Annotated in this window: 20 protein-coding genes and 1 tRNA gene; 8 read left to right on the top strand and 13 right to left on the bottom strand. The window is 75.0% G+C overall.

Features of this window, described 5'->3' with window-relative positions; genetic code table 11:
• Positions 1–173 precede the first annotated feature (173 nt).
• Together E4P41_RS14385 and E4P41_RS23670 are read right to left on the bottom strand one after the other, a co-directional pair.
• Positions 174–914: a GntR family transcriptional regulator gene (locus E4P41_RS14385; RefSeq protein ID WP_245177349.1), complete on the bottom strand. Its 741-nt coding sequence runs from the start codon at positions 912–914 to the stop codon at positions 174–176.
• A 52-nt stretch (positions 915–966) separates the two neighbouring features.
• Positions 967–1089, bottom strand: a complete 123-nt coding sequence (locus tag E4P41_RS23670) for a hypothetical protein (RefSeq protein WP_280660686.1) — start codon at positions 1087–1089, stop codon at positions 967–969.
• Between the two features lie 289 nt (positions 1090–1378).
• Between E4P41_RS23670 and E4P41_RS14375 the strand changes: the two genes are divergently transcribed.
• Positions 1379–1951 (top strand): TetR/AcrR family transcriptional regulator, encoded by a 573-nt coding sequence (locus tag E4P41_RS14375; RefSeq protein ID WP_167761091.1) that lies wholly within the window; start codon positions 1379–1381, stop codon positions 1949–1951.
• A gap of 7 nt (positions 1952–1958) precedes the next feature.
• On the opposite strand, the gene E4P41_RS14370 is transcribed toward E4P41_RS14375, so the two are convergent.
• The gene (locus E4P41_RS14370; RefSeq protein ID WP_245177348.1) at positions 1959–2462 is read right to left on the bottom strand and encodes a hypothetical protein; all 504 of its coding nucleotides are present in this window, start codon (positions 2460–2462) and stop codon (positions 1959–1961) included.
• 149 nt (positions 2463–2611) lie between these two features.
• A complete protein-coding gene (locus tag E4P41_RS14365; RefSeq protein WP_135141946.1) occupies positions 2612–4228 on the bottom strand; it encodes a CYTH and CHAD domain-containing protein in 1617 nt (538 codons plus the stop codon).
• Between the two features lie 133 nt (positions 4229–4361).
• Between E4P41_RS14365 and E4P41_RS14360 the strand changes: the two genes are divergently transcribed.
• On the top strand, positions 4362–5144 hold the full coding sequence (locus tag E4P41_RS14360; protein ID WP_135141945.1) for a YsnF/AvaK domain-containing protein: 783 nt from the start codon (positions 4362–4364) through the stop codon (positions 5142–5144).
• 88 nt (positions 5145–5232) lie between these two features.
• Here E4P41_RS14360 and E4P41_RS14355 read toward each other — a convergent pair whose 3' ends face one another.
• The 5 genes from E4P41_RS14355 to E4P41_RS14335 all read right to left on the bottom strand — a co-directional run bounded on the left by E4P41_RS14355 (position 5233) and on the right by E4P41_RS14335 (position 9175).
• Complete coding sequence (locus tag E4P41_RS14355) at positions 5233–5991, bottom strand: nitrilase-related carbon-nitrogen hydrolase (RefSeq protein ID WP_135141943.1); 759 nt, start codon at positions 5989–5991, stop codon at positions 5233–5235.
• Positions 5988–7199 (bottom strand): pyridoxal phosphate-dependent aminotransferase, encoded by a 1212-nt coding sequence (locus E4P41_RS14350; RefSeq protein ID WP_167761090.1) that lies wholly within the window; start codon positions 7197–7199, stop codon positions 5988–5990. The genes E4P41_RS14355 and E4P41_RS14350 overlap by 4 nt, the downstream gene beginning before the upstream one ends.
• A 122-nt stretch (positions 7200–7321) precedes the next feature.
• Entirely contained in the window at positions 7322–7537 is a 216-nt protein-coding gene (locus E4P41_RS14345; protein WP_135141941.1) for an RNA-binding S4 domain-containing protein, read from the bottom strand.
• A gap of 2 nt (positions 7538–7539) precedes the next feature.
• Complete coding sequence (locus E4P41_RS14340) at positions 7540–8259, bottom strand: MOSC N-terminal beta barrel domain-containing protein (protein ID WP_135141939.1); 720 nt, start codon at positions 8257–8259, stop codon at positions 7540–7542.
• Position 8260: 1 nt separating this feature from the next.
• Positions 8261–9175 (bottom strand): aldose 1-epimerase family protein, encoded by a 915-nt coding sequence (locus E4P41_RS14335; RefSeq protein WP_245177347.1) that lies wholly within the window; start codon positions 9173–9175, stop codon positions 8261–8263.
• Between the two features lie 202 nt (positions 9176–9377).
• On the opposite strand from E4P41_RS14335, the gene E4P41_RS14330 reads away from it, so the two are divergent.
• The gene (locus tag E4P41_RS14330) at positions 9378–10619 is read left to right on the top strand and encodes an HNH endonuclease signature motif containing protein (RefSeq protein WP_135141957.1); all 1242 of its coding nucleotides are present in this window, start codon (positions 9378–9380) and stop codon (positions 10617–10619) included.
• 83 nt (positions 10620–10702) lie between these two features.
• Here E4P41_RS14330 and E4P41_RS14325 read toward each other — a convergent pair whose 3' ends face one another.
• Both E4P41_RS14325 and E4P41_RS14320 read right to left on the bottom strand, forming a co-directional pair.
• The gene (locus E4P41_RS14325; RefSeq protein ID WP_135141936.1) at positions 10703–11749 is read right to left on the bottom strand and encodes a hypothetical protein; all 1047 of its coding nucleotides are present in this window, start codon (positions 11747–11749) and stop codon (positions 10703–10705) included.
• Entirely contained in the window at positions 11746–12381 is a 636-nt protein-coding gene (locus E4P41_RS14320) for an RNA polymerase sigma factor (protein ID WP_245177346.1), read from the bottom strand. Before E4P41_RS14320 ends, E4P41_RS14325 begins: the two co-directional genes overlap by 4 nt.
• A 148-nt stretch (positions 12382–12529) precedes the next feature.
• On the opposite strand from E4P41_RS14320, the gene E4P41_RS14315 reads away from it, so the two are divergent.
• A complete protein-coding gene (locus E4P41_RS14315) occupies positions 12530–13405 on the top strand; it encodes a proline dehydrogenase family protein (protein ID WP_135141935.1) in 876 nt (291 codons plus the stop codon).
• Here the strand turns inward: E4P41_RS14315 and E4P41_RS14310 are convergent.
• On the bottom strand, positions 13366–13710 hold the full coding sequence (locus E4P41_RS14310; protein ID WP_245177345.1) for a GNAT family N-acetyltransferase: 345 nt from the start codon (positions 13708–13710) through the stop codon (positions 13366–13368). The two genes, E4P41_RS14315 and E4P41_RS14310, sit on opposite strands and share 40 nt — an antisense overlap.
• Before the next feature lie 289 nt (positions 13711–13999).
• On the opposite strand from E4P41_RS14310, the gene E4P41_RS14305 reads away from it, so the two are divergent.
• Positions 14000–14452, top strand: a complete 453-nt coding sequence (locus tag E4P41_RS14305) for a DUF1707 domain-containing protein (RefSeq protein ID WP_135141933.1) — start codon at positions 14000–14002, stop codon at positions 14450–14452.
• Positions 14453–14578: 126 nt separating this feature from the next.
• Here the strand turns inward: E4P41_RS14305 and E4P41_RS14300 are convergent.
• A tRNA-Leu gene (locus E4P41_RS14300) sits at positions 14579–14661 on the bottom strand.
• Positions 14662–14840: 179 nt separating this feature from the next.
• On the opposite strand from E4P41_RS14300, the gene E4P41_RS14295 reads away from it, so the two are divergent.
• The 3 genes from E4P41_RS14295 (at position 14841) to E4P41_RS14285 (ending at position 17665) form a co-directional block, all read left to right on the top strand.
• The gene (locus tag E4P41_RS14295) at positions 14841–15647 is read left to right on the top strand and encodes a DUF3662 and FHA domain-containing protein (RefSeq protein ID WP_135141931.1); all 807 of its coding nucleotides are present in this window, start codon (positions 14841–14843) and stop codon (positions 15645–15647) included.
• Between the two features lie 91 nt (positions 15648–15738).
• Entirely contained in the window at positions 15739–16197 is a 459-nt protein-coding gene (locus E4P41_RS14290; RefSeq protein WP_135141929.1) for an FHA domain-containing protein, read from the top strand.
• Between the two features lie 58 nt (positions 16198–16255).
• Positions 16256–17665: a PP2C family serine/threonine-protein phosphatase gene (locus tag E4P41_RS14285; protein WP_135141927.1), complete on the top strand. Its 1410-nt coding sequence runs from the start codon at positions 16256–16258 to the stop codon at positions 17663–17665.
• Positions 17666–17680 lie beyond the last annotated feature (15 nt).

The raw sequence follows: 17680 nt of genomic DNA, 5'->3' as shown, positions 1-17680 counted from the left end.
GCTACACCGTCACCCTCACCGCAGCAGCCTGACCCCACACTCGAGCCGACCTCGCCGATTGCCGCCGAGGTCCGCTGCAGCGCGCTCGCCGAGCCCCAGTGCGGGTGGCTATTTTCCGGTCAGGGCGGTGCCCTGGACGGGGCCGAGGGCGTGGGGGGAAGGATGGTCCTCTTTCAGCGGCCGCTGACCGACACCTCGAACTCGACCTGGCTGACGTCCGGCCGCAGCCGGGAGAAGCTGTGCACGAGAGGATGGCCGGCGCTGTCGCGGACCGTCGTCCGGACCACCAGCAACGGCGACCCGGCGACCACCCGCAGCAGGTCGGCCTCGTCCGGCGCCGCCGTGCCGACGTCGACCACGATCCGGGCGTGGGCGAGGTCGGCCGAGTACTCCCGGCGGAGGAACTCGTAGAGCGAGCCCTCGCTGAGGTCGGCCTCCGCCGCCCGCGGGTACGTGGCGGCCGGGAGGAAGCTGTGCGCCACGTGGTTCGGTGCGCCGTCGACGCTGCGCAGCCGGACCAGCTCGACGACGTCGGCCGCGGGCTCCAGGCCGAGCTCAGCGGCGACCGGCGGCTGGACCGGGACGATCCGCTGGGTGAGCACGGCCGTGCCGACCTGCGCGCCCTGCTCGGTCATCACCGAGCTCCACCCGGCGATGCGGTGCACGAAGCTCTCGCGGTACTCGTGCCGGATCGCCGGGCGGGTCACGTACGTGCCCCGGCCCTGCTCGCGGACGAGGTGCCCGTCGGCCACCAGCCCGTCGACGGCCCGGCGGAGCGTGATCCGGCTGACCCCGTACTCCGCGCACAGCACCGGTTCGGGCGGGAGCAGGGTGTGCTCGGGCAGCGCGGACACCCGGCGGCGCAGGTGCTCACGGACCGAGAGGTACTTCGGTCCCGACACGGCGCTGGTCACCTGTCCAAAGGTACTGGGGATGTAGACGTCTGGTCGTCTGCAGACGTCTGGCTCACCCGGTCGTGCCGTCGCGGGAGGCGGCCACCCGAGCCGGGTCGCCGCCGGCCACCTCGGGCACCTCCGTGCGGCTGGCCGGCCCGCTGACCAGGAACATCTCGCGGCGGCGCACCCCCACGGCCCTCCGTGACCGCGGCGAGCGCGGCCTCGGTGGCCCGGCCGTCGACCACCGGGACGGCCACCGGCGGCAGCGTGCGCTGTGCCTGCCGCCCACGGCCGTGCGGCCGGCGCCGGGGCGCATCCGGATGGCGATCCGCACGACCCCGGTGCGACCCGCCGGACGAGGCGGACGCGCGGTGGCGTCCGCCACCACACATGATGTGGTGTCGTCCCGGCGTCCTCGCCCGGCTGCCGGCAGAAGTGGCCGAGCGCCAGAGGCGCCGTGCACCCGAGGGGGCTACCGGATCGTGTCCCAGGACCACCGCGCCCGCCGCTATGCCGAGACCCACCAGCGGATCCACCAGGCCGCGATGCGGTTGTTCGGGGAGCGGGGCTACGAGGGGGTGCCGATCGCCCACATCGCCGCCGCCGCGGGGGTCTCGGTCCAGACCTTCTACGCCCACTACACCGGCAAGGACGAGCTGATCATGGCGCTGCCGGACCGCGCCGAGGTCGCTGCCCTGCTCGCGTCGGTGCCGGACGACCGCCCGCTCGGCGAGCGGATGCGGGGCGTGATCGTCTGCTTCGTCCGCGGGCTGGAGGGAGCCCGCCGGTCCGACGCCCTGGCCCGGTGGAAGCTGATCGCCGCAACACCCAGGCTGCGCTGTCGGGCGGCGGAGTACGAACGGGCGACGGCGCACATGTTCCTCGACGCCCTCGGCCTGGACGAGCCGGACGTGGACACCGTCTCGTCCGTCGTCGTGACCGCGCACATGTCCGCCTACACCCAGGCGCTGCTGCGCTGGGCGGAGTCCGGCGGTGAGCGGTCACTGGAGGACATCGCCGCGGAGGTCCTGGCGGCGCTCCGCGACCACCTCTGACCAGGCCTCAGGGTGCACGCAGCTCGATGACCGCGACCTCGGGGCGCGCGCCCGTGCGCATCGGCGGGCCCCAGAAGCCCACGCCGGTCGTCACGTAGAGCTGGGTGTCGCCGACCCGGGACAGCCCCTGCACCGCCGGCTGGTCGAGCCGGACCGCGTAGTCGAAGGGCCACAGCTGCCCGCCGTGCGTGTGGCCGGACAGCTGCAGCCCCACCCCGGCGGCGCGCGCCTGCTCCACCTGGACCGGCTGGTGCGCCGTCAGCACCACGGGCACGGCGTCGTCGCGACCGTCGAGCGCGGCGCCCAGGTCGGCGCCGTGACCGGGCAGGCCCGAGCTGATCGCCGTCCGGTCGTCGATGCCGGCCAGGTCGACCGACGCGCCGCCGCGGACGACCGGCACGCGCTCGTTGCGCAGCACCTGGACACCGAGCGTGCGCAGGTGCCGCAGCCACGCCCGCCGCCAGGGCCAGGCCGCGGACCAACAGCAGCCGGCGGGAGGGGTCTCCGACACTGCCGTCCTCCGGACGACCACCGCGGACGATGACATCGCCGTCCTCCCGGACGGCACCGCCCATGACATCGGCGTCCTGCCGGACGCGCAGGCTCGCGGCGGGACCCTGCGAGGAGGCCGCCCGGACGGACCGGCGGGCAGGGTGTTCCTCATGCCAGCGAGGCCACGGCCTTGACCGCGCGCCGCAGGCCGCGTTCCAGGGTCCAGAACTCTGCCTCGGCCACCTCGGCGCGGGCCTCCTCGAGGCCGTGCAGGCGACCGTAGGTCCAGGCGTTCTCACCCGCGGCCGCGGCCGTCCGGCCCACCCGGACGGCGACGTCCCGGGTGACGACGGTGTCCTGGGCGGCGCCCAGTAGGTCCTGCACCTGCTTGGTGCACTCGACCAGCGCCGCGGCCGGCGCTCCGAACTCGCACTCCGCGACCTCCGCGGTGTAGCGGACCCGCTTGGTGGCCTTGCGGACCTCGTGCAGTGCAGCGTGCCGGTCGGCGCCCTCGGCCTCCCGGGCGGCCTCGACGGCCCGGCGCAGCCGCTTGCCGGTGCGGCGGACGGCGTCGGCGAGCTGCGCGGGCGCCGGTGCGGCGGCCAGGTCGGTGGCCGGCGGGTCGGCCACCAGCCCGTCGAGGGCGTCGAGCAGCCGCAGGTAGCGCCGGTCGGTGAGGGTGCGCGTGACCCGGCGGGCGCCGGCCTCGTGGTCCTCGACCTCGGTCTGCTGCAGCCGGGCGGCGACCGGCCCGAGGACGAGCTCGGGCGGCTGCGCGGCGACGAGCTCGCGCAGGTGCGCCAGCGCCACCTCGGTGTCCCGGGCGCCGGAGAGCTGTGCGCCCACCCACCGCAGCTCGTCGCGCAGCGGGTCGGTGTGCTCGCGGGCGAGCACCGGCCGGAACGCCGCGAAGATGCTGCGCAGCCGGCGACAGGCCACCCGCAGGTCGTGCACCCCCTCCGGCTGCTCGCTGCGCACCGCCAGGTCCGCCTCCCGCAGCGCCTGCAGTTGGCCTGCCACCGCGCCGAGGACGACCTCCCCCGCCGTCCGGCCCGGGACCTCGGCCTTCGCCTTCTTCTTCTTCGCCTTGCCCTTCTTGCTCTGCTCGCCCCCCTCCGCGGCCGCGGCAGGCTCCTGCGCGGGTTCCGGAGCGGCCTCCGCCGCTGCCGGCAGCCGCCCCTCCAGCACCCGGCCGAGCTTCGAGGGAACGGCGGAGGGCCGGGCTCCGACCGCGGTGAGCCGCTCGGTGACCGCCTCGAGGAGGGTCGCGTCGCCGTCCACCAGCTCGACCTCGACCTCCCGCCAGCTGGTCACGGTCGCCGGCTCGCCGGGGCCGGTCGCCAGCGCGGTACCGACGACGGCGTCGTCGGCCACCTCGGCCAGCACCCGGCCGGCCTCGTCGAGGAGCCGGTGCGCCACGCGGCGGGTGGCGACGGTCGCCACGGGCTCCGCGGCGGCAGTGCCCAGCAGACCGAGGACGGGAGCGACGACGGTCCGCGGCGCCGTGCGGGCCGCGCGGCCGAGCGGCTGGTGCAGCTCCCGTCGCGCGCCGTCCACCCCCGGCAGCTTCACGTGCCAGCCGGCGTCGGCGCCGCCGGTCCGCCGGCGCAGCGTGACCTTCGAGCGCAGCAACCGGAGGTCGGGGGTGTCGTAGTAAATGGCCTCGAGCGTCTGCTGCTCCGGGTCGCCGACCGCGGCGACGCCCTCGACACCGGTCAGGTCGGGGAGGGAGAAGGTCTCGTCGGCCTCGAACTTGCGCTCGACCTCGACGTGCTCGGTGGTCACGCGCGCCACGGTAGGACAGGCCGACGCCGGCCAGCACGCCGGCGACCGGCCCCATGTTCGCGAGGTCGCTCGGCTGGGCACGCTGCTGGCCGTGGGGTCCGTGGGGATCCCGAGGACGAGGGGAGCCGACCCGGTGTTGAGCGAGCGAGAGCTGTCGGCGGCGATCGGCAGCACGGCCTACGGCCCCGACGGCGAGAAGATCGGCACCGTCGAGCACTTCTTCACCGACGACCGCACGGGCGCGCCGACCTGGATGGCCGTCTCCACCGGGTTGTTCGGCACCCGGCACTCCGTCGTCCCCGCGGGCGACGCCACGTTCACCGAGGGCAGCGTGCGGCTACCGGTCACCAAGGAGGCGGTCCGCAGCGCGCCGCCGGTGTCCGACCAACACCTCGAGCCCGATGACGAGGCGCTGCTGCGCCGGCACTACGGACTGGACGCCCGACCCGGCCCGGACGCCGCCGTCGGGCCGGCACCGGGCACCACCACCGTCGACGACACGGTGCCCGCGGCCGCCGCCCCGGCTGCTCCGTCGGACGGCGCCATGACCCGCAGCGAGGAACAGCTGCGGGTGGCCACCGAGCGGTACCCGGCCAGGCGGGTGCGCGTCGTCAAGTACGTCGTCACCGAGGAGGTGACGGTCACCGTCCCGATCCGCCGCGAGGAGATCCGCATCGAGGAGGTGCCGCTCGACGCCGACGCACCCGCGGCCGGGACCGTGGACCCGGCCGGGACGGTCGCCGGGGCCGGCCTGCCGGCGGAGATCGTGCTGCACGCCGAGCGGCCCGTGGTGTCGACCGAGGTGGTGCCGGTCGAGCGGGTGCGGCTGCGCACCGAGCTGGTCCAGGAGCAGGTGCAGGTCAGCGACCAGGTGCGCCGCGAGCGGATCGACGTCGACCAGGACCGGGTCCGCTGAGCGGAGTGCATCGGGCGCGGGATGCGCGGGATGCGCGCCCCGGCACTCCGGTCAGGGGCGGCGGTCGGCCGTCGGCGAAGCCATGCCATCAGCGCCTGTCGGCGAGGAACTGCAGCCGCTCGCGGGTCGTCGTGACCTCGGCGGGGTCGACGTCGGCGAGCAGCACGGTCTCCACGCCGGCGGCGGTCGCCAGCAGCTCGCCCATCGGGCTGACGATGCGGCTGTCGCCGGTGTGCTCGGTGCCGTCGCCGGCGGTGCCGACCCGGTTGCAACCCACCACGTAGGCCTGGTTCTCGATGGCGCGCGCCTGCAGCAGCGTCTGCCAGTGCAGCCGCCGGGCGGCCGGCCAGTTCGCCGTCACGAGGTAGACGTCGGTGTCCAGCGCCGCGGACCAGAAGACGTCGGCGAAGCGCAGGTCGTAGCAGACGAACGGGGTGACCCGGAGCCCGCCGATCTCCACGGTCACCGGCTTCTCCCCGGCCCGGAAGCGCTCGTGCTCGCCGGCGTGGGTGAACGGGTGCAGCTTGCGGTAGCGGTGCACGGTGCCGTCGGGGCCGGCGAGGACGAACGAGTTGTACGGCAGGTCGCCGTCCGGTGCGACCTCCGGGCAGCTGCCCCCCACCCACACCCCGTGCGCTGCGGCCTGCTCCTGCAGGAACCGCGCCGACGGGCCGCCCTCGGGCTCCCCGATGCCGGGCGTCATCGTGAAGCCGGTCGAGAACGTCTCGCTGAGCAGCACGAACTCCGCCCCGGCGCCGGCCGCGGAGGCCACCTGCGGGGCCAGCCGCGCGAAGTTGGCCGCCCGGTCCTCCCAGACGATGTCGTGCTGGACCACCGCGAACCTCATGAGGCTCCTCCTCCACCCTCCCGACCCATCCCTGTCAGTCGCTCCACCGCCTCGCCGAGCACGGCGTCGCCCTTGCAGAACGCGAACCGCACCAGGTGGCGACCCAGGTGCGCGTGCGCCGGGTCGTAGAACACCACGGTGGGGACGGCGACCACTCCCGCGCGCTCGGGCAGCGACCGGCAGAACGCCAGGCCGTCCCCGTCGGGCTGCACCGGCCGGACGTCGACCGTGGCGAAGTACGTCGCCTCGGGGCAGATGACCGGCAGGCCGGCGGCGGTCAGGCCCTGCACCAGGACGTCGCGGCGGTACTCCAGGTCGCGGGCGATCCCCGCGAAGTACTCGTCGGGCAGCCGCAGCCCGGCGGCGACCGCCGGCTGGAAGGGCCCGCCGTTGACGTAGGTGAGGAACTGCTTGGCGGTACGGACGGCGGACACCAGCGGCGCCGGGCCGCAGATCCAGCCGACCTTCCAGCCGGTCACGTTGAACGTCTTGCCGGCGCTGCCCACCACGAGCGTGCGCTCGCGCATGCCGGGCACGGTGGCGAGGGAGGTGTGCCGGGCGCCTGCGAAGACCAGGTGCTCGTACACCTCGTCGGTGAGCACCAGCAGCTCGTTCTCCATCGCCAGCGCCGCGAGCACGCCCAGCTCGGCGCGGGTGAACACCTTGCCGGTCGGGTTGTGCGGCGTGTTGAGCAGCAGCAGCCGGGCCCGCGGGGTCACCGCCGCACGCAGCTCGGCCGGGTCGAAGGTCCACGGGCCCGCGCCCGACGCCGGGGGCCGCAGCGGGACGGGCCGGGCGACCCCGCCGGCCATCGCGATCCCCGCCGCGTAGCTGTCGTACATCGGCTCGAAGAGGACGACCTCGTCCCCGGGCTCGAGCAGCGCCAGCAGCGCGGCGGTCAGCGCCTCGGTGGCGCCCGCGGTGACCAGCACCTCGGTGTCGGGGTCGTAGCCGTGCCCGCCGAAGCGCTGCACGTGCTCCGCGACGGCCTGCCTCAGCTCCGGGATGCCCGGACCCGGCGGGTACTGGTCGTGCGCGGTGCCGATCGCCGCGCGGGCGACGTCGAGGACCTCCGGCGGGCCCGGGTAGTCGGGGAAGCCCTGCCCGAGGTTGATCGACCCGGTGGCGACGGCGAGGGCGCTCATCTCGGCGAACACCGTCGTCCCGAACCCCTGCAGGCGGGCGGACAGGTACGGCGCGCGCGTCATGGGGAACAGCGTTCCACGCGGCCCCCTGCAGGGTCCCGCCGCCGGCCCCGTCCCGAGGCTCGCCGCGAGCCTGCGAGCGGTGAGGAGGACGGGGTCCTTCCACGGTGGGGGCAGGGGGTCCTTCAACCGACCCTCACGTCCTCCTGGCCCTCGATCTGGACGACGTCCCCCCGCCGGACCTGCCGGCCGCGCCGCTCCTCGGGCTCGCCGTTGACCCGGACGGCGCCGGTCAGCAGCACGTCCTTGACCTGGGCGCCGGTCGGAACGGCGTCCACCAGCTTGAGCAACTGCCCCAGGCGGATGGACTCCTCGCCCGGCCGCAGCTCCACGGTGCGCACGGTCACCCTCCCGCCGTCAGCTCGTCGCCCACCGCGACGCGGCCGGCCCGGGCGACGAGGGCCCCGATCGCGAGGAAGCCGTCCCGCTGGCGGTGGATGGTCTTGAGGACGGCGGTGTCGCGGCCGATCCCGCCGGGCTGCGGGCGGGTGACCATGACGCAGCGGTCCACCTGCTTGACGACGTCCAGCTCGACGCCGCCCAGCCTGACCTGGTGCCCGACCAGCGCGTCCTCCCCCTCGCCGTCGAGGAGGACGTTCGCGCGGAACCGCCGCCGGTCCCAGGTGCCCAGCGTGCCGGTGGAGACCAGCGAGACCCGGGTGCGGGAGCTGTCGTGGAAGGCCCCGCGGGCACCGGTGAACGCGTCCCAGTCGTACTCGTCCTCCTCTCCGACCCCGGCGGGGTTCTCGTACCGGCGCTCCCCGGGGGCGTCCGCCGCGGCGCGGAGCTCCACCGGCCGGCCCAGCCAGGCCGACAGGACGGCGTCGTCGGACGTGACGGACCCGTCCGGCAAGACCACCTCGACTGCACCGTCGGGGCGCAGCCGGCCCGATGCGAACAGCAGCTGGGGAACCCGCCGGGCGGTCAGGCCGTAGCCGGTGCCGAGGTCGAACAGGGCCCACTGCCGGTCCCCGGACAGCCCCTCCGGACCCACCTCGGTGCCGGTCAGCCGCTCGCCCTGCAGGGACTTCACCGGGTAGCGCCACAGCTCGGCGATCCGCACGTCAGACCTCCCAGCCGAGGGTCCAGGTGCCGGCCCAGTCGGCACCCGGCTCGAGGACGACGAGGTCGACCCGGTCGGCCAGCGCGTTCGGCGGACAGGTCATCGGCTCGATCGCTACGCTGCGCCGCCGCTGCCCCGCCGGGAGCGTGTCGCCGGTGAAGACCTGCAGCCACGGCCAGGCCGGGTCGACGGCGAGCTCGAGACGGCCGGCCGGGGTCCCCAGCCGGACCCGCGCCCAGCCGTCGGCGTCCCGTTCCAGGTCGGTGAGCGGAGTGTCGAGGGCCCGGTCGCCGATCCGGCCGGTCGCGCCGTCGAAGGGACGCCGCTCCCCCGTCGGCAGGCCGCCGTCGTCCACCACCAGCTCGGTGCGGGCCGGCAGGTCGAGGTCGACGTCGGCGATCCCGCCGTCCGCCTGCGCGCCGACGGCCAGGTAGGGGTGGAAGCCGGCGCCGAAGGGGGCCGGCTCGCCGCCCACGTTGCGGACCCGCAGCGTCACGGTCAGCCGACCGGGCTCCAGCGCGTGATCGATCGCCGCGGCCAGCCGGAAGGGGTAACCGGGGCGGGCTTCGACGACGGTGCCGACGGTGACCGCGCCGTCGGCCTGCCCGAGCACCGACCACGGCTGCCAGCCGACCAGCCCGTGCATCGCGGTGGGTTTGTCGGGGCCGGCCAGCTCGAGCTGCAGGTCGCGGCCGCCCCACGACCAGCGGCCTCGGCGCAGCCGGTTGGGCCAGGGCAGGAGCACCCGGCCGCGACTGCCGCTGGGCACCGAGCCCGCGGGGTAGCCGTCGAGGAGCTCGCGGTCGCCGACGGTCAGCGCACACATCCTGCCGCCGCGCAGGTCGACCACCAGGCTCGCATCGCCGGAGGCGATCGCCACCTCGGTGGGCTCGGTCGCGGGCCAGGCAGCACTCATGGGACTCACCCCACCACACCGCGCTGACGATCGGCGTCTCGACCGAACGGGAGGATCGTCGGGCACCTACCGGGTCCGTCGGCCGGCGCTGTCAAGCCCTGCAGCGAATCTGTGGACAGCCCTCTGACCTGCGGATATACGTTGCTGCCCGGCTCCTGACCCACTAGGTTCCGTACACGTGTTCGAGCCGGTGGGGGGTGTCGTGGACGAGTTGATGGCCGCGCTCGACGGCCTCGCCGGCGAGGATCTGGCGCCGCTGTTCGGGCCGGCCCTGTTCGGGCCGGTGCTGCTCGACCGGCTGCGGCCGCTGCTGGCCGCGCAGAACCGGTTGGCCGCGGAGGTGACGCGCACGGTACGGGAGTGCGAGGTGTCCGGGGCGGCGGAGGTCGACGGGCTCAAGACGATGGGGTCGTGGCTGCGCGGGCACGCCCACCTGGCGGCGGCCGAGGCGGCGCGGGTGGTGCGCGCCGGGCGCGCGCTGGAACACCTGCCGACTCTCGCTGCGGCGTTCGCGGCCGGCCACGTCACGGGTGAACAGGCCGCGATCGTGGGGCGCGTGGCCGAGCCCGAGCAGCTCTCCCGGGCCGCCGAGCAGGACGTCGACCTGGCCGCGGTGGATGCGGTGCTCACCGACGTCGCTCGTGAGCGGCCGCACGCCGATGTCGCCAAGGCGGTGCACCACTACCTCGACCGGCTCGACGCCGACGGCCCGCAGCCCGATCCCACCGAGGGCCGGCGGCTGGTGATCGCCCGGCACCCGGACGGGTCGATCTCCGGCCGGTTCGACCTCGACGCGGTCGGTGGGCAGAAGCTGCAGGCCGCGCTGGAGTCGATCGTGCAGGCCGGCCGGGCCGCCGGCGACGAGCGCACCCGAGCCCAGCAGCAGGCCGACGCGCTGGTGCAGCTGTGCGACAACCAGCTCGCCGCCGGCAACCTGCCGGTCCTGCGCGGGCACAAGCCGCACGTGATCGTCACGATCGACTCCGAGGACCTGGCCGACCCGTCCGCCGGCTCCGGTGCGGCGGAGATGGGCTTCGGGGCGACCATCTCCGCCGCCCGGGCCCGGTGGATGGCCTGCGACGGGCAGGTCACCCGGGTGGTGATGGGCCCGGACGGGGTGCCGCTGGACGTCGGCGGCACGATACGGCTCTTCCCGCCCCACATCCGGCGTGCGGCGGAGGTCCGCGACGGCGGCTGCGTATTCGCCGGCTGTCGTGCGCCGACCTGGTGGTGCGACATGCACCACCTGCCGGCCTGGATCGACGGCGGCGCCACCGATCTGGCCAACGCCGCTCTGCTCTGCGAGAGGCACCACACCAAGGTCCACCACGGGTTCCGGGTCGAACGCCAACCCGACGGGCGATGGCGCATCTGGCGACCCGACGGCACCGAGATCCTCACCGGACCACGCCGCACCGGACCACCGCTCGTCACTGCAGCCTGATCCGACGTCCGCCGCGCCGCGCCTGCCGGCAGTCGACCGACGCCCCACCACGGGCGCCGGTCGGCTGCCGGCTGCTCGTCGTCTCAAGGGGTATGCGTCACCTGCGCCGCGACGGCGAGCACCTGCTCCTGCGTGAACGTGTCCGGTGCCTGCAGGACGAACGTCGTCCCGTCGGGGAACTGCGCCTGCAGGTACCAGGTTCGCTGGTCCAGGTAGCCGGACTCGCACAACACCAGCTGCGCCGGCCGGCCGTTCACCGCCACGTCGAGCTGGGGACCGACCGGCCCCGGCACCGACTCCCGGACCTCGCCGGCGGGGATCACCTCGTCCGGCCGCGGGATGTGCACGGTGAGCGTCTGCTGCTCGTACGCGTCGTTCGCCAGGGTGAGAACGCGGCCCATCTTGAACCCCTGGACCGACCATCCCGCCGGGGCCAGCCCGACCGCGAGCGTGGCCGGCTGCGGACGGTCGATCAGGCTCTCGGCGACCGCCGTCACCTGCGCCGGGTCGTCGTAGGAGCCGTGGCCCTCGATGCGGACCCACTGTCCCTCCCGCCGCTCCCAGATCAGCTCGGTGTAGCCGCGGGGCGTGCAGTCCAGGTCCGTGTCGGGCCCGGTGCACCACGGTCGCGAGCCGCGGACCAGCTCGGCGTCCCGGCCGGCCACCTCGCGCTCGCGGACGTCCCCCACCCGCTCGCCCTCGGCCGGCTCGGCGCGCTCCGGCTCGTCCTCGGTGACGTAGACGGTGAAGCCCTCGCGGTACTCCGCGTCGTGGTAGTCCGCGATGGTGGCGCCGTCCCCGCTGCCGTCGAACGCCGGCCGCAGCCCCGGCGGCTGCGGGTCGAGCGAGAGCGGGAACGTCGGCATGTCGAAGCCGACCAGCGTGACGCTGCTCGGTGGCGTCGCAGGGTCCGGCGACGTGACGGCCACCGCGCCGGCCCAGGCCGCGGCAACCGCGACCAGGCCCGCACCGACGCGCAGCGCGACCCGCCGGCTGGGGCGGCGGCGACGGCGGACCGTCGGCCGCCCCTCGATCTCGGCCATCAGCGCGGCGCGGGCGGCCTGGCGGGTCGCGGTGGTCAGCGCCGGCCCGTCGGGACCGGCCTCGCGGAGCAGGGTGATCTCGTTCATCGGGGGTCCTCGAGGGGAGAGGCGGGACCGAGAGCCGCACGCATCTGGCGGCGGGCCCGGTTCAGACGGGAGCGGACGGTTCCGGTGGGGATGTCGAGCGCGGCGGCGATCTCCTCGTAGCCGAGCTGGCTCCAGGCGAAGAGCAGCAGGACGTCGCGGTCGCGAACGTGAAGCGACCCCAGGGCGGCGGCGAGCGGCCCGCGCAGCGCCTGCGCGGTCCACCGGTCGGCCGACTCGCCGGGGTCGTCGTCCCGTATCGGCGGCTCGGCGGCGACGCGGGCGAGCGCCCGGTACCGCCGCCGCTCGGTCCGCGCGTGCCCGTGCACGAGGTTCGTGGCGATGCCGATCAGCCAGGGCCGCACGTCCAGGCGCTCGGGCCGGTAGTCGGCCCGCCGCCGGAAGGCGATGAGGAAGGTCTCGCTGAGCAGGTCGTCGGCCAGCTCTCCGACCCGGCGGCCCAGATAGCGGTACACCTCGCCCGCGTGCCGGTCGAACAGGTCGGCGAAGACCTCCGGTTCGTCGAGGGACCGAGCGACCAGCGCGGCGTCCGTCGGCCGGGCCGACGGCAGCGCACGCAGAGACGGCGGCTCCGGTGGAGGTCCGGCGGCCGTCCGCACCGGGGATGTGGCCACGGACCGTGATGATCCAGCAGCGAGGGGTGAGGTCGTCACACTCCCTCATGTCCGGAGCAGCGGATCGGGTTCACGCCGGCGAGGGGAGGACCCGGGGGGGTAGCCTCCGACGGCCGGGACATCGGGGCACGCGTGGCAGGGTGCCCGCATGGGGATCGACCGCGCGGTGCTCTTCCGGCTGGCCACGAGCGAGCGCTTCGAACGGGCCGTCCGCGCGCTCCCCGGCGGAGAGACGCGGACGTGGCAGGCTGCCCGCCGGTACGTCGCCGGGCGCACCCGGGACGAGGCGCTCGCCACCACCGCCGAGGTGCTCCACCGCGGACACGCCGTCAGCGTGGACCTGTTCGGCGAGCTGGTACGCGAGCCCGCGCTCGCCGACCGGGTCGTCGACGACTACCGCCGGCTCGTCGCAGCACTCCCGCTTCCGCCGGCGGACGTGTGGCTCTCGGTGGACCTCACCCACCTGGCTCTCGACGTGGACCCGGCCGGCACTGCGGACCGGCTGGCCGCCCTCGCGTCGGAGCTCCCACCCGGACGCAGGGTGCAGGTGGGCGCCGAGGACGCCGCCCGCACCGACGCCGTCCTGACATGCATCCTGGCGGTCGCCGGCCGCGGGCTCGCCGACCGCCTGGGCGCGACGGTCCAGGCCAACCTCCGGCGGTCACCCGGTGACGTCGACGCCCTCGCCGGCAGCGGCGTGCACATCCGCCTGGTCAAGGGCGCCTACCTCGAGCCGACGGGCGCGCACCCCCACGGGGAGCCCACCGACGTGGCCTACCTCGAGCTGGCGGCACGGCTGGTCCGGCAGGGCACCTCCTGGTCGGCGGCCACCCACGACCGCCGTCTGCAGGAGGCCCTCCTGCTCCTGCAGGAACCCGTGCCGATCGAGCACCTGCTCGGCGTGCGTCCCGACGTGCTCGACGAGCTGGCTCGGCGGGGCACCCCCACCCGCGTGTACGTGCCGTACGGGCCGGACTGGTTCCGCTACTGGATGCGTCGCGTGGCCGAATCGCGCGGCGCCTGAGCGCCCGGCTCCAGGACCCGCTCGTAGAACAGCGAGTCGGCGGCATCCCGCGCCCCGGCGTAGGCGCCGAACGCCGCGGTCGGCCGGTAGCCCGCCCCCTCGTAGAGGGCGACCGCCTCCGGCTGCCGCGGCCCGGTCTCCAGCCGCAGCGTCGTCCACCCCCGGTCTCGGGCGGCCGCCTCCAGACCGGCCAGCACGGCCTTGGACAACCCTCGGCCCCGCGCCGAGGGGATGACGTACATGCGCTTGACCTCGGCAGCGTCGTCCCCCGAGCGGCCGCAGCGCGCCGCACCCCACCGCCTCACCCGAGGGGTCCCGGGCGACCAGGACGACGGAGGCGTCCGCGGCCGACGGCGGTGTCCCGGGCTCCTGCCCGCCGTCGTAGCGCGCCCGCAGCTCCTCCTGCTGGGCGGCGGCGAGCCGCTGGACGTCCGCGTCGTCCCAGGCCGCCGGGACGATCCGCGTGATGAGCGGCGCATCGTCGTGCACGCGGCGACCGTACTGACGCGTTCCACGTGGAACCGGTGACGTCCGTCAGTTCTCCAGCCGTGGCCCGTGCCACAGACTGGACCCCCGTCCCCAGGAGGTCCCGCGATGCCAGAGCCGCACCTGCGCGCCGCCGACGCCGACCGCGCAGCCGTCGCCGCCCAGCTCGGGGAGCACCTGAGCGCCGGGCGGCTCACCGTGGCCGAGTACGACGACCGACTGGCCGGCGCCTACGCCGCCCGCACCTACGGGGAGCTCGACGCGCTCACCGCCGACCTGCCCCGCCCGACCCCGCAGCCCCGGACGACGCCGGCCCCTGCGGAACGGACCTGCGACTGGCCCCACCGCGGCTGGAGCGGTGGACCCACCCAGCAGACGGCCTGGCGCAACTGGGCGGTCGTCGCGGTCATCGTGCTGACCGTCTGGACGGCCACCTCGATCGGCTCCCGGGAGCTCGGCCACTTCTGGCCGATGTGGGTGATCGGCCCGTGGGGCGCGGTGCTGCTGGCCCAGACGCTCATCCGCGGTCGGGACGACGAGCAGCGGCGCCGGCTGCCCTGAACCACGTCCCGGCGAGATCGGGACGTGGTTCCATCCGGACGGGACACCTCCCGGTCCACCCGGGCCCCGGGACGCAGCGAGCCGGCCCCTGTCGGGGACCGGCTCGTCGAGGTTGTCGTGTTGTTGTGGGCAAGGGGGGAGTTGAACCCCCACGTCCTTCCGGACACACGGACCTGAACCGTGCGCGTCTGCCATTCCGCCACTTGCCCTGGCGAGGAACGACAGTAGCAGTCCCCGCCTGCGGAACTCCGCGGAGGGGGTCGGTCGTCGTCCCTCCGGGTCCGGCGCGCAACCGGGGAACGTGAGTCGGTCCACGGTCGGCCGCGCCGTACCCGGCTACGATCATCGGTGGCAGACCGGACGTCCGCGCGAACGCAAGGGAGCGACTGTGGGTGTGCTGCAGCGCTTCGAGCGGCGGCTGGAGGGCATGGTCGGACTGGCCTTCGCCCGGATCTTCAAGGGCAAGGTCCACCCGGCGGAAATCGCCAAGGCCCTGACCCGCGAGGCCGACGAGCAGCGCTCCGTGCTGGGGGAGGGCCGTGTCCTGGCTCCCAACATCTACGACGTCCGGCTCGGCCCCACCGACCACGAGCACCTGGCCGAGTGGTCCGAGCAGCTGGCCGTGCAGCTGGCCGACATGGTCACCGAGCACATCGAGGGCGAGGGGTACCAGGTCTTCGACGCGGTCCAGGTCCGCCTCGAGCGGGACGACGAGCTGCCGACCGGCGTCTTCGAGGTCAGCTCGCACGTCGCCGACCCGGCCCGGCCGGGCACACGGACCGACGACCCTGCCGGCCCCCGCAGCGGCGCGGTGCCGTCACTGCCCCCGCTGCACGGCCGCATGGCCACCGACACCGGCCGGCAGTCGCCCTCCTCGGTCGTCGGGCGCGCAGGCAGCAGGCCCGGCGTCACCCACGTCCTGCTGGTGGACGGCCCGGGCACCCGGCACGAGCTGACCACCGGGCGCAACGTCATCGGCCGCGGCACCGACGCCGACATCCGGCTGCCCGACACCGGGGTGAGCCGCAAGCACGTCGACGTCGTCCTGGACAACGGGACGGCGATCGCCGAGGACCTCGGCTCGACCAACGGCACCCTGGTCAACGGCCGGCGGATCACCCGGCAGCCGCTCACCGACGGCGACGTCATCCGCATCGGCCACTCGGTGCTGGTCTACCGGCAGGACGGCGCGTGAGGCGGGTCGTGTCGGTGACCGAGCTCGCGAGGTCACGCAGGAAGGCAGCACGTCCCGGCACGGTGGCCACCAGCGCCGGCGAGGCGGTGCCGTGACGGCCGAGATCGTCCTGCAGATCTTCCGCTTCGGCTTCCTCCTGCTGTTGTGGTTGTTCATCTTCGCCGCGTTCCGGGTGGTCCGGGCCGACCTGTTCGGCGGCCGGGCCGGGCGGGTGGCGTCGGTGCCCCCGCGGGCGGCCGCCGGCAAGAGGAAGGCCCGCGGACCCAAGACGCTCGTCGTCACCGCCGGGCCGCTCACCGGCACGAAGATCACCCTGGGCGAGCAGCCGATCCTCGTCGGCCGCGCCGACGACTCGACCCTGGTGCTGACCGACGACTTCGCCAGCTCCCGGCATGCGCGGCTGACCAACCGCAGCGGCAACTGGTACGTCGAGGACCTCGGCTCCACGAACGGCACCTACCTCGACCAGCAGCGCGTCCAGGGCCCGCTGCTGGTGTCCCCGGGCCAGCCGATCCGCATCGGTCAGACGGCCTTGGAGCTGCGCTCATGACCCCCGTGATCACCGGCTGCCCGGTGCGGAGCGGTCGCATCCCCGGGAGCTCCACCCGATGAGCCTCGCGCTGCGCTACGCGGCCCGGTCCGACCGCGGCCTGGTCCGCGGCAACAACCAGGACTCGGTGTACGCCGGCCCCCGCCTGCTCGCCGTCGCCGACGGCATGGGCGGCCACGCCGCCGGGGACGTGGCCAGCAAGGTGGTCATCGCCGCCCTCGAGCACCTGGACGACGACGCGCCTTCCGGCGACATGCTGCAGGCGCTGCGCGAGGCGGTCTTCGACGGCAGCGAGCACCTCCGCGAGGTCATCCGCGAGTCCCCGCAGCTCGAGGGCATGGGGACCACGCTCACCGCCGTCCTCTTCGCCGGCGGCCGACTGGCGCTGTGCCACGTCGGCGACTCCCGCGCCTACCTGCTGCGCGACGGCGTGCTGCAGCAGATCACCCACGACGACACGTTCGTCCAGACGCTGATCGACGACGGGCGGATCACGCCCGAGGAGGCCAACCACCACCCCCAGCGGTCGTTGCTGCTGCGCGCCCTCAACGGGCAGGACGTCGACCCCGACCTGTCGATGCGCGAGGCCCGCGCCGGCGACCGCTACCTGCTCTGCTCCGACGGCCTGTCCGGCGTGGTCAGCGAGGAGACGCTCGCCGAAGCGCTCACCGACCCCGACCCGCAGTCGACCGCGGATCGGCTGATCGAGCTGGCCTTGCGCGGCGGCGGACCGGACAACATCACGGTGATCGTGGCCGATGTCGTCGAGGACGGCGGGGCCGGGGCCTACCCGGTCGAGCCGGTGGTCGACGGCGCCGCGGGAGACAACGTCGGGCAGCGCGAGGTCGACCCCCGCTCGGCCGCGGGCCGGGCGGCGCTGGCCGACCCGCCGCCTGCTCCCCTGACCGCCGTGGGGATGGGCCTGGCGGTCGCCCCGCCACCGCAGCGCCGCCGGCGCCGGGTGCTCTGGGCGCTCACCGCCGTCGTCCTGCTGGCCGCAGCCGGCACCGGCGCCTACGCCTGGGTGCTCTCCAACTGGTTCGTCGGCGTGCAGGAGACCGAGGCGGGCGACCGGGTGACCGTGTTCCGCGGCCTGGACACCTCGCTGCTGGGCATGGACCTCAACCAGGTGGCCGACGTGACCGACCTCCCCGTCGCGGACCTCACGCCGGCCGGCGCGAACAAGGTCGCACGGGGCATCGAGGCCACCGACGCCGTCCACGCCGAGCGGATCGTCACCATGCTGCTCGAGCAGCGGCTGCCGCTGTGCCCCGCAGCCGACGAGGACGCCGAGCCGTCGGCGGCCACCCCCACCCCGTCGCCGGCGGCCCCCGGCGCACCGAGCCCGAACGGCAGCGCCGCACCGACCCCCGCCGCACCGACCACCGCCCCACCGACCACCGCCCCGACGACGGAGCGCTTCACGACGACGCTCGAGCCCGGAGTGGACTGCCGGGAGGCACGGTGAACGGGCTCGCAAGCT

The organism is Geodermatophilus sp. DF01-2 (assembly GCF_004571065.1).
Lineage (GTDB): Bacteria > Actinomycetota > Actinomycetes > Mycobacteriales > Geodermatophilaceae > Geodermatophilus.
The sequence above is the reverse complement of the archived record's forward strand: the minus strand, read 5'-3'. Positions and strand labels throughout refer to the sequence as shown.